Origin of the sequence: Pseudomonas sp. P7779 (genome assembly GCF_013386315.1) — a bacterium.
Classification (GTDB): Bacteria; Pseudomonadota; Gammaproteobacteria; order Pseudomonadales; family Pseudomonadaceae; genus Aquipseudomonas.
Genome location: NZ_JACARZ010000068.1, coordinates 1 through 9,065 on the forward strand (window position 1 = coordinate 1; position 9,065 = coordinate 9,065).

Genomic DNA, 9,065 nt, shown 5'->3' on the forward strand with positions numbered 1-9,065 from the left:
GCCTGGTGGATGTGCTCACCGAACACGCCGAAGAGAATGCACAGATCATTCCAGTCAGCGTGTTCTGGGGCCAGTCGCCCGACAGCGAGTCCAGCCCCTGGAAACTGCTGTTCGCCGACAGCTGGGCCGTCACCGGCCGCCTGCGCCGGCTGCTGAGCATCCTGATCCTGGGCCGCAAGACCCGGGTGCAATTCTCCGCGCCCATCAACCTGCGTGAGTTGATCGAGCACAATAAAGGCCACGAACGCACCGTGCGCATGGCCCAACGCATCCTGCGGGTGCACTTTCGCAACCTGAAAACCGCAGTGATCGGCCCCGACCTGTCCCACCGGCGCAACCTGGTGAAGGGCCTGGTGAACATGCCACTGGTACGCCAGGCGATCCTCGACGAGGCCGAACGCGAGAAAATCACCCCCGAGAAAGCCAAGGCCCAGGCCCTGCGCTATGGCAACGAGATCGCCTCGGACTACACCTACACCGCCATCCGTTTCCTCGAAGTGGTGCTGAGCTGGTTCTGGAACAAGATCTACGACGGCATCAAGGTCAACAACATCGAAGGTGTGCAAAAGGTCGCCCAGGGCTACGAGGTGATCTATGTACCGTGCCATCGCAGCCATATCGACTACCTGCTGCTCTCCTACCTCCTGTTCAAGAATGGCTTGACCCCGCCGCACATCGCCGCCGGGATCAACCTGAACATGCCGGTGATCGGCAGCCTGTTGCGCCGTGGCGGGGCGTTTTTCATGCGCCGCACCTTCAAGGGCAACCCGCTGTACACCTCGGTGTTCAACGAATACCTGCACACCTTGTTCACCAAGGGTTTCCCGGTGGAATACTTCGTCGAAGGCGGACGCTCGCGCACCGGGCGCATGCTGCAACCGAAGACCGGGATGCTGGCGATCACCCTGCGCAGCTTCCTGCGTTCCTCGCGCATGCCCATCGTGTTCGTGCCGGTGTACATCGGCTATGAGCGGGTGCTGGAAGGCCGCACTTACCTGGGCGAACTGCGCGGTGCGAGCAAGAAGAAAGAGTCGATATTCGATATTTTCAAAGTGGTCGGCGCCCTCAAGCAGCGCTTTGGCCAGGTCGCCGTGAACTTCGGCGAACCGATCAAGCTGGCTGAATTCCTCGACAGCGAGCAGCCCGACTGGCGCTCCCAGGAGCTGGGCCCGAACTACAAGCCGGCGTGGCTCAACGAAACCACCAACCGCCTCGGCGAACGGGTGGCGCAACACTTGAACGAAGCGGCGGCGATCAATCCGGTGAACCTGGTGGCCCTCGCGCTGCTGTCCACCACCCGCCTGGCCCTGGACGAACAGGCGATGGCGCGCCAGCTGGATCTGTACCTGGCACTGCTGCGCAAGGTGCCCTACTCGCCCCACACCACCCTGCCGGAAGGCGACGGCCTGGCGCTGATCAAGCACGTCAAGGACATGCACCTGCTGTCGGAACAGAGCGATGCACTGGGCAAGATCCTCTACCTGGACGAGCAGAACGCCGTCCTGATGACCTACTACCGCAACAACGTGCTGCACATTTTTGCCCTGCCGGCGCTGCTGGCGAGTTTCTTCCAGAGCAGCTCGCGGATGAGCCGCGAACAGATCCTGCGCTATACCCGTGCGCTCTACCCGTACCTGCAATCGGAGCTGTTTATCCGCTGGTCCCTGGACGAACTGGATGCTGTGGTCGACCAGTGGCTGGACGCCTTCGTCGAACAAGGCCTGCTGCGTTTTGAAAACGACGTGTACCTGCGCCCGGCGCCCAGCTCACGGCAGTTTGTGCTGTTGACCCTGCTGTCCAAGAGCATCGCCCAGACCCTGCAACGCTTCTACATGGCGATCTCGCTGCTGCTCAACAGCGGCCAGAACAGCATCAGCGCCGAAGAGCTGGAAGACCTGTGCACGGTCATGGCCCAGCGCCTGTCGATCCTGCACGGCCTGAATGCCCCGGAGTTCTTCGACAAGAGCCTTTTCCGACATTTTATCCAGACCCTGCTGGAGCAAGATGTGCTGCGTCGCGACGAGGCCGGCAAACTGAGCTATCACCCGCTGCTGGGTGAGCTGGCCGAAGGCGCAGCCAAACGCGTATTGCCCGCGGAGATTCGCCTGTCAATTCGCCAGGTCGCACTGCATCGCAGCGAAGAGGCGCCAGACCAGCCTGTGGTACCCGAAGAAACACACTAGAGTGACCGAGGCGCCAGGGTGTTTCTGGCGCCGTTGACAAGGAGCTGCACCATGAAAAAAATCATCCTCCTGGGCCTGACCGCCCTGCTGGGAGCCTGCCAGACCATGAGCCCCGCGCCCAAAGCCAGCCTCGATGGCGAAGTCTTCTACCTGCAACGCATCGCCCTGCCGCCCGCCGCCACCTTGAGTGTGACCCTGCAGGATGTGTCCTTGATGGATGCCCCGGCCGTGACCCTGGCCGAGCAGAAAGGCCCGGTGAAAGGCCAGGTGCCGCTGCCCTTTCATCTGAGCTACGACCCGACCCAGGTCAAGCCTGGCCACAGTTACTCAGTGAGCGCTCGCATCGAACTGGAGGGCAAGCTACTGTTTATCACCACCGAACGGCACTCCGTGCAGTTGAACGGCCAGGACCCACAACCGCTGCGCCTGCGCGTGGATGCGGTTGCACACTGATTAAAATATCGAACATAAGGAAGCGCCCATGCTCCGTAACTCCCTTCGCCTCACTGCCCTGTGCGCCGGCTTGCTGCTCGGTGCCAACGCCATGGCCTTGTCCCTCGGCAGCCTGTCCCAGGGCGACGCCACCGGCGGCCTCAAGGATGCACTGACCCAAGGCGCACAGATTGCCGTGAAACAACTGGGTGTGCCCGGTGGTTTCAGCAACAACCCCGAAGTGAAGATCGGCCTGCCGGGCAAGTTGGGCAAAGTCGCTGACAAGTTGAAAATGTTCGGCATGGGTGACCAGGTCACGCAACTTGAAACCAGCATGAACAAGGCGGCCGAGTCTGCTGTCACCCAGGCCCAGCCGATCCTGGTAAACGCGGTGAAAAACATGAGTGTGACCGATGCCAAGGGCATCCTCACCGGCGGCCAGGACTCGGCCACCCAGTACCTGAACAAAAGCAGCCGTGACGAGATCCGGGCCAAGTTCCTGCCGATCGTCAAGGCCGCTACCGACAAGGTCGGCGTGGCCCAGCAGTACAACGCGCTCGCCGGCAAGGCCGCCACCTTTGGCGCCATTGATGCCAAGAGCGCCAATGTCGAAAGCTACGTGACCGAACAGGCGCTGGACGGGCTGTTCAAGATGATCGCCCAGCAGGAAGAAACCATTCGCAAGAACCCGGCGGCGGCTGCCACCAGCTTGGCCAAGAAGGTGTTCGGCGCGCTGTAGACCATACCCGGCAACTAAAAACGCCCTGAACTATTCAGGGCGTTTTTTTTAATAGCGGCACTTGCAAGGCAAATCACTACCCACGGCATTGCCGTTGCTGCTGTTGGTGGTGTTGTTTTCGGTTTTGATATTAATGTTGATCTCGGGCTGGCCATTGCCATTGGACCGACCGAAATTCGGCCCTATTCCAAATACAGCCCCCAACAGGTGCAGTGGTGAAACCAGTACTGGAAAAATCATACACACTCCTCGATATCTATGGTCAAAAGCCCCCTCTGAGTGGCAAGGCAGCCCGAGTGGTTCCCGGGCTGCCTCGAGTCAGCGGCTATCGATGGATCGGAAAGAGTGCCGATGACCTCTGGTAGGGTTGGTGGGCCTCATGCACCGGCGCCTGGTGATACGGCTTGGGCCGCGCAGGCAGGACAGGCCCCGTTGGCCGGGAGTGATGGCCGTGGTTGAAACCGGGCCGTCCATGGCCGGGCTTGTGCGGTCGCGCCGTATCAGCTTCTTTATTGGAACCAGGCAACAGATTGCCCAGCAGTGACCCCAGGAAAGCACCTTTGAAAGCTGCCAGGGCAGACAAAATAAACATATGACACTCCATGAACTCATTGTTGTTCATCGGGACCGCAGGCTTGCGGCCCCGACAACGACGTCTGTCAATCAGACAATTCTGAGTGGAGCACCATGGGCAAACGTTCCGTCGCCCAGGGTCGCAGTTTGCGTCTATGTGTGAATGACCAGAGGCATTTCCTTACAGGACACCCCTGCCACTCGCAGCCTTACACCGCCTCCTTGCGCACCCGAAACCACGCCGCATACAGCGCGGGCAGGAACAACAGGGTCAATGCCGTCGCAACAATCAAGCCGCCCATGATCGCCACGGCCATCGGCCCGAAGAACACGCTGCGGGACAGCGGGATCATCGCCAGTACGGCCGCCAGCGCCGTCAGCACAATCGGCCGGAAGCGCCGCACGGTCGCCTCGATAATCGCCTGCCAGGGAGCCAGGCCGGCCTTGATGTCCTGCTCGATCTGGTCCACCAGGATCACCGAGTTACGCATGATCATCCCCGACAGCGCGATGGTCCCCAGCATCGCCACGAACCCAAAGGGCTGGCGGAACACCAGCAGGAACAGTGTCACCCCGATCAGGCCCAAGGGCGCCGTGAGAAACACCATCGCGGTGCGGGAGAAGCTGCGCAATTGCAGCATCAGCAAGGTCAGCACCACCACGATAAACAGCGGCACACCGGCCTTGACCGAGTTCTGCCCACGGGCGGAATCCTCGACCGTGCCGCCAACTTCCAGCAGGTAGCCGTCCGGCAGTTCAGCACGCACGCCTTCGAGGGTCGGCAGGATCTGCTGCACCAGGGTGGCCGGTTGTTCCTTGCCGTAGATATCGGCGCGAACGGTCACGGTCGGCAGGCGATTACGGTGCCAGATGATGCCTTCCTCAAAGCCGTATTCCAGGGTCGCGATCTGCGACAGCGCCACGCTCTTGCCGTTGTCGGTCGGCACCGCCAGGCTTGGCAGCAGCGACAGCTCGGTGCGCTCATGCACCGTGCCGCGCAGCAGGATTTCGATCAACTCGTTGTCTTCGCGATACTGGCTGACGCTGGAGCCCGTAAGGGAACTCTGGAGGAATTTCGACAGGTTGGCGGTGCTCACGCCGAGGGCACGGGCGCGGTCCTGGTCAACGTTGAGGTAGACGATCTTGCTCGGTTCTTCCCAGTCCAGGTGCACGTTGACCACGTGGGTATTTTCGCGAACCTTGGCCGCCACTTTCCGCGCCAGGGCCCGGACTTCTTCGATGTGCTCGCCCGTTACCCGGAACTGCACGGGGTAGCCAACCGGCGGGCCGTTTTCAAGCCGCGTAACCCGCGAACGCAGGTCCGGGAATTGTTCGTTGAGGGTTTCGATCAGCCAGGTGCGCAAGCTTTCGCGCTCCTCGATGGTCTTGGCCAACACCACAAACTGGGCAAAGCTGGCGGCCGGCAGTTGCTGGTCCAGCGGCAGGTAGAAACGTGGCGAACCGGTACCGACGTAGGCCACATAATTTTCAATACCTGCATGTTCCTTGAGCAAGGCTTCAAGGCGTTTGACCTGGTCAGCCGTATTGCTCAGGGACGCGCCTTCAGCCAGTTTCAGGTCGACCATCAGTTCCAGTCGCCCGGAAGCCGGGAAGAACTGCTGGGGCACAAAGCGGAACAGCGCCACCGAGCCGATAAACAGCAGCAAGGTCAGGACGATCACCGTCTTGCGCCGACGCACGCACCATTCCACCAGGCGTCTTACGCGCTGATAGAAGGGTGTGCCGTAGGGATCCGGCCCGTCGGTGCCATGCTTGGCCGCATGAATCTTCGCCAGGTCCGGCAGGAGTTTTTCCCCCAGGTACGGCACGAACATCACGGCGGCGACCCACGAGGCCAGCAGCGCAATGGTCACCACCTGGAAGATCGAGCGGGTGTATTCACCGGTGCTCGATTGCGCCGTGGCAATCGGCAGGAAACCCGCGGCCGTGATCAGGGTGCCGGTGAGCATCGGGAAGGCTGTGCTGGTCCAGGCGAAACTGGCGGCCTTGAGCCGGTCGTACCCCTGCTCCATTTTGATCGCCATCATTTCCACGGCGATGATCGCATCGTCCACCAGCAAGCCCAGCGCCAGCACCAGCGCGCCGAGGGAGATTTTGTGCAGGCCGATGCCGAGGTAATACATGGTGGCAAACGTCATGGCCAACACCAGCGGAATCGCCAGGGCGACCACCATGCCGGTGCGCACGCCCAGAGAGAAAAAGCTCACCAGCAACACAATCGCCAGGGCCTCGGCGAGCACCTGGACGAATTCGCCGACACTGGTTTTTACCGCTGCCGGCTGGTCCGACACCTTGCGCAGTTCCATACCGGCAGGAAGGTTCTTCTGCAGGCGTGCGAATTCGCCTTCCAGGGCCTTGCCCAGCACCAGGATGTCGCCACCATCACGCATGGCCACGGCCAACCCGATGGCGTCGGCGCCCATGTAGCGCATGCGCGGTGCCGGTGGATCGTTGAAGCCACGATGAATCTCGGCCACGTCACCGATACGGAACGTACGATCACCGACGCGGATCGGGAAGTCGCGAATCTCCTTAACGGTCTTGAAGTTGCCGGACACCCTTAACTGCACGCGCTCGCTCGGGGTTTCAAAGAAGCCGGCGGTGGACACCGCATTCTGTTCCTGCAACGCCTGCTGCACGGCCGCCAGCGGCAGGCCGAGGGTGGCGAGCTTGAGGTTGGACAGCTCGATCCAGATCTTCTCGTCCTGCAAGCCCAGCAGTTCGACCTTGCCGACATCCGGCACCCGTTGCAGCTGAATCTGGATGCGGTCGGCGTAGTCCTTGAGCACGGCGTAGTCAAAGCCATCGCCGGTCAGGGCGTAGATATTGCCGAAGGTGGTACCGAATTCATCGTTGAAAAACGGGCCCTGGATATCCGGTGGCAGGGTCTGGCGAATATCGCTGATTTTCTTGCGCACCTGGTACCAGAGGTCCGGGATCTCTGCGGAGTGCATCGAGTCCCGGGCCATGAAGGTGACCTGGGATTCACCGGGCCGCGAGAAGGAGACGATGCGCTCGTAGTCGCCGGTCTCCATCAATTTCTTTTCAATACGCTCGGTGACCTGGCGCGACACTTCCTGGGCCGTAGCGCCTGGCCAGTTGGTCTTGATCACCATGGCCTTGAAGGTAAACGGCGGGTCTTCGCTTTGTCCCAGCTTGGTGTAGGACAAGGTGCCGACCACTGCCAGCAGGATCATCAGGAACAGTACGATCTGGCGATTACGCAACGCCCATTCGGAAAGATTGAAACCCATCGGGGACTACTCCTTGGCCGCCAGACTTACCACTCGATTGGCGCGATCCACCGGGCGCACTTGCTGGCCCTCATGGAGTACATGCACACCGGCGGCGATCACCCAATCAGTGGGGTTCAAGCCTTCCAGCACCGGCACGGTTTTCTCGCCAAAGGCGCCGATCCGCACCGGTGTGCGCTTGAGGGTATTGTCGGGCTGCACCACCCAGACGTAGGACGCGCCGTTCTCCGCGCTCAGGGCAGACAGCGGCACCGCCAGGGGAATCACCCCGTCAGCCTGGATGAAGACGCGAGCGCTCTGCCCCAGTTCCGCAGGCACTTTGCCGCCGGTAAACGCGACGCGGGCGGCGAAGGTTCGCGACTTTGGATCGGCAGCCGGCGACAGTTCGCGGATGCGGCCGTTGAAGCGCTGGTCGGGCTGGCTCCACAGTTCCACGGACACCGGCTGGCCAATCTTGAAACGCCCGAAGCTTTGCTCCGGCAGGCTGATCAACACCTCCCGCTCGCCATCGGTGGCCAGGGTGAATACGGTCTGGCCGGCCGACACCACCTGACCGACTTCCACTGCACGCTTGGCGACCACGCCATCCTGGGGTGCGCGCAACACGGCGTAACCGGCCTGGTTATTGGCCACGTCGAATTCGGCCTTGATCTGCTTGAGGCGTGCTTCACCGGAGCGGTAGAGGTTTTCGGAATTGTCGTACTGGGAGCGGCTGACCATCTGACGGTCCATCAGGGTCTTGTAGCGGTCACGCTCGGCACGTACCAGGCTCAGGTTGGCGTCGGCAGCGGCGACCTGGGCGCGGGTGGCTTCCAGTTGCAGGCGTACGTCCTGAGGGTCGAGTTCGGCCAGGGGCTGGTTGGCCTTGACGCGCTCGCCCTCCTCCACCAGTCGTCGGCTGACTTTGCCGCCAATGCGAAAGGCCAGGTCGGGTTCATAGCGTGCACGCACCTCGCCCGGGTAGCTGTCGGAAGCCTGCGCCGAAGGCTCTGGCTGAACCACCATGGCCGGGCGGACGGTGGTTTGCGCCGCTTCTTCATGGCCACAGGCAGCCAACAGGAATAACAAGCTGGCAGGCAACGCGAGTGGCAGGAAATAGCTGCGCATGCTGAAGGACCTTTCGCTAATGGTGCTAGGAATAATTATACTGGCCAGTATGTTATTAATACCAAACTCACCAGTCCAGTAATAAAGTGAAAATGTCCGACAATCCTGTGAACACCAATAGCCCCGGGCGTCCCAAGGACATGGCAAAACGCCAGGCGATTCTTGATGCGGCGAAGATCCTGTTTTTGAGTAATGGGTATGCCAGTACCAGCATGGATGCCGTGGCAGTGGAGGCCGGGGTGTCGAAGCTGACGGTGTACAGCCATTTCACCGACAAGGAGACGCTGTTCTCGGCGGCGGTGGTTGCCAAGTGCGAAGAGCAGTTACCGGTGATGTATTTCGAGCTGCCCGAGGGTGTGCCGGTGGAGAAGGTGCTGCTCAATATCGCCCGCGGGTTTCATGTGCTGATCAATAGCGAGGAGTCGGTGAACCTGCATCGGTTGATGATGACTTCCGGGAGTCAGGATCCGAAGTTGTCGCAGATCTTTTTCGAGGCCGGGCCGATGCGTATGTTGCAGGGGATGGAGCGGCTGCTCTGTAAGATCGACCAAAGTGGCGCATTGCGTATTGCCAAACCGTTCACCGCGGCGGAGCATTTTTTTTGCTTGCTCAAGGGGACGGCGAATTTTTGTTTGTTGTATGGGTGTGGGGGGCAACTGAGCGCTGAGGCGGCCGAGGAGCATGTGCAGGAGGTTGTGGGGCTGTTTATGCGGGCTTATCGGGCTTTTTGAACTGAGTACATATCCGTTATTTAGG

Annotated in this window: 7 protein-coding genes; 4 read left to right on the top strand and 3 right to left on the bottom strand. The window is 60.9% G+C overall.

All coding sequences use genetic code 11. The features are described 5' to 3' along the window. The 3 genes from plsB to HX869_RS19925 form a co-directional block, all read left to right on the top strand. Positions 1-2,183: glycerol-3-phosphate 1-O-acyltransferase PlsB (plsB, locus tag HX869_RS19915; RefSeq protein ID WP_178903552.1), on the top strand; the 2,183-nt coding region annotated here is incomplete at its 5' end. A gap of 51 nt (positions 2,184-2,234) precedes the next feature. Then, complete coding sequence (locus HX869_RS19920; protein WP_003219355.1) at positions 2,235-2,636, top strand: YbaY family lipoprotein; 402 nt, start codon at positions 2,235-2,237, stop codon at positions 2,634-2,636. 28 nt (positions 2,637-2,664) lie between these two features. Further along, positions 2,665-3,354 carry a DUF4197 domain-containing protein gene (locus HX869_RS19925; RefSeq protein WP_003219356.1) on the top strand — a complete coding sequence of 230 codons (690 nt, stop codon included), beginning with the start codon at positions 2,665-2,667 and terminating at the stop codon, positions 3,352-3,354. Between the two features lie 48 nt (positions 3,355-3,402). On the opposite strand, the gene HX869_RS19930 is transcribed toward HX869_RS19925, so the two are convergent. The 3 genes from HX869_RS19930 to HX869_RS19940 form a co-directional block, all read right to left on the bottom strand. Then, positions 3,403-3,594, bottom strand: a complete 192-nt coding sequence (locus tag HX869_RS19930) for a hypothetical protein (protein ID WP_177036993.1) — start codon at positions 3,592-3,594, stop codon at positions 3,403-3,405. Positions 3,595-4,136: 542 nt separating this feature from the next. Then, positions 4,137-7,202 (bottom strand): efflux RND transporter permease subunit, encoded by a 3,066-nt coding sequence (locus tag HX869_RS19935; RefSeq protein WP_134325827.1) that lies wholly within the window; start codon positions 7,200-7,202, stop codon positions 4,137-4,139. 6 nt (positions 7,203-7,208) lie between these two features. Next, positions 7,209-8,309, bottom strand: a complete 1,101-nt coding sequence (locus HX869_RS19940) for an efflux RND transporter periplasmic adaptor subunit (protein ID WP_003219359.1) — start codon at positions 8,307-8,309, stop codon at positions 7,209-7,211. A 92-nt stretch (positions 8,310-8,401) separates the two neighbouring features. Here HX869_RS19940 and HX869_RS19945 point away from each other — a divergent pair, with 92 nt between their 5' ends. Next, positions 8,402-9,040, top strand: coding sequence for a TetR/AcrR family transcriptional regulator (locus HX869_RS19945; RefSeq protein WP_087694933.1), 639 nt, complete (start codon positions 8,402-8,404; stop codon positions 9,038-9,040). Positions 9,041-9,065: the final 25 nt, after the last annotated feature.

Excerpts from the sequence above, each read along its gene's own strand:
- HX869_RS19940 (WP_003219359.1), bottom strand. The coding sequence starts at position 8,309 with ATGCGCAGCTATTTCCTGCCACTCGCGTTGCCTGCCAGCTTGTTATTC.
- HX869_RS19925 (WP_003219356.1), top strand. The coding sequence starts at position 2,665 with ATGCTCCGTAACTCCCTTCGCCTCACTGCCCTGTGCGCCGGCTTGCTG.
- HX869_RS19930 (WP_177036993.1), bottom strand. The coding sequence starts at position 3,594 with ATGATTTTTCCAGTACTGGTTTCACCACTGCACCTGTTGGGGGCTGTA.
- HX869_RS19945 (WP_087694933.1), top strand. The coding sequence starts at position 8,402 with ATGTCCGACAATCCTGTGAACACCAATAGCCCCGGGCGTCCCAAGGAC.
- HX869_RS19935 (WP_134325827.1), bottom strand. The coding sequence starts at position 7,202 with ATGGGTTTCAATCTTTCCGAATGGGCGTTGCGTAATCGCCAGATCGTA.
- HX869_RS19920 (WP_003219355.1), top strand. The coding sequence starts at position 2,235 with ATGAAAAAAATCATCCTCCTGGGCCTGACCGCCCTGCTGGGAGCCTGC.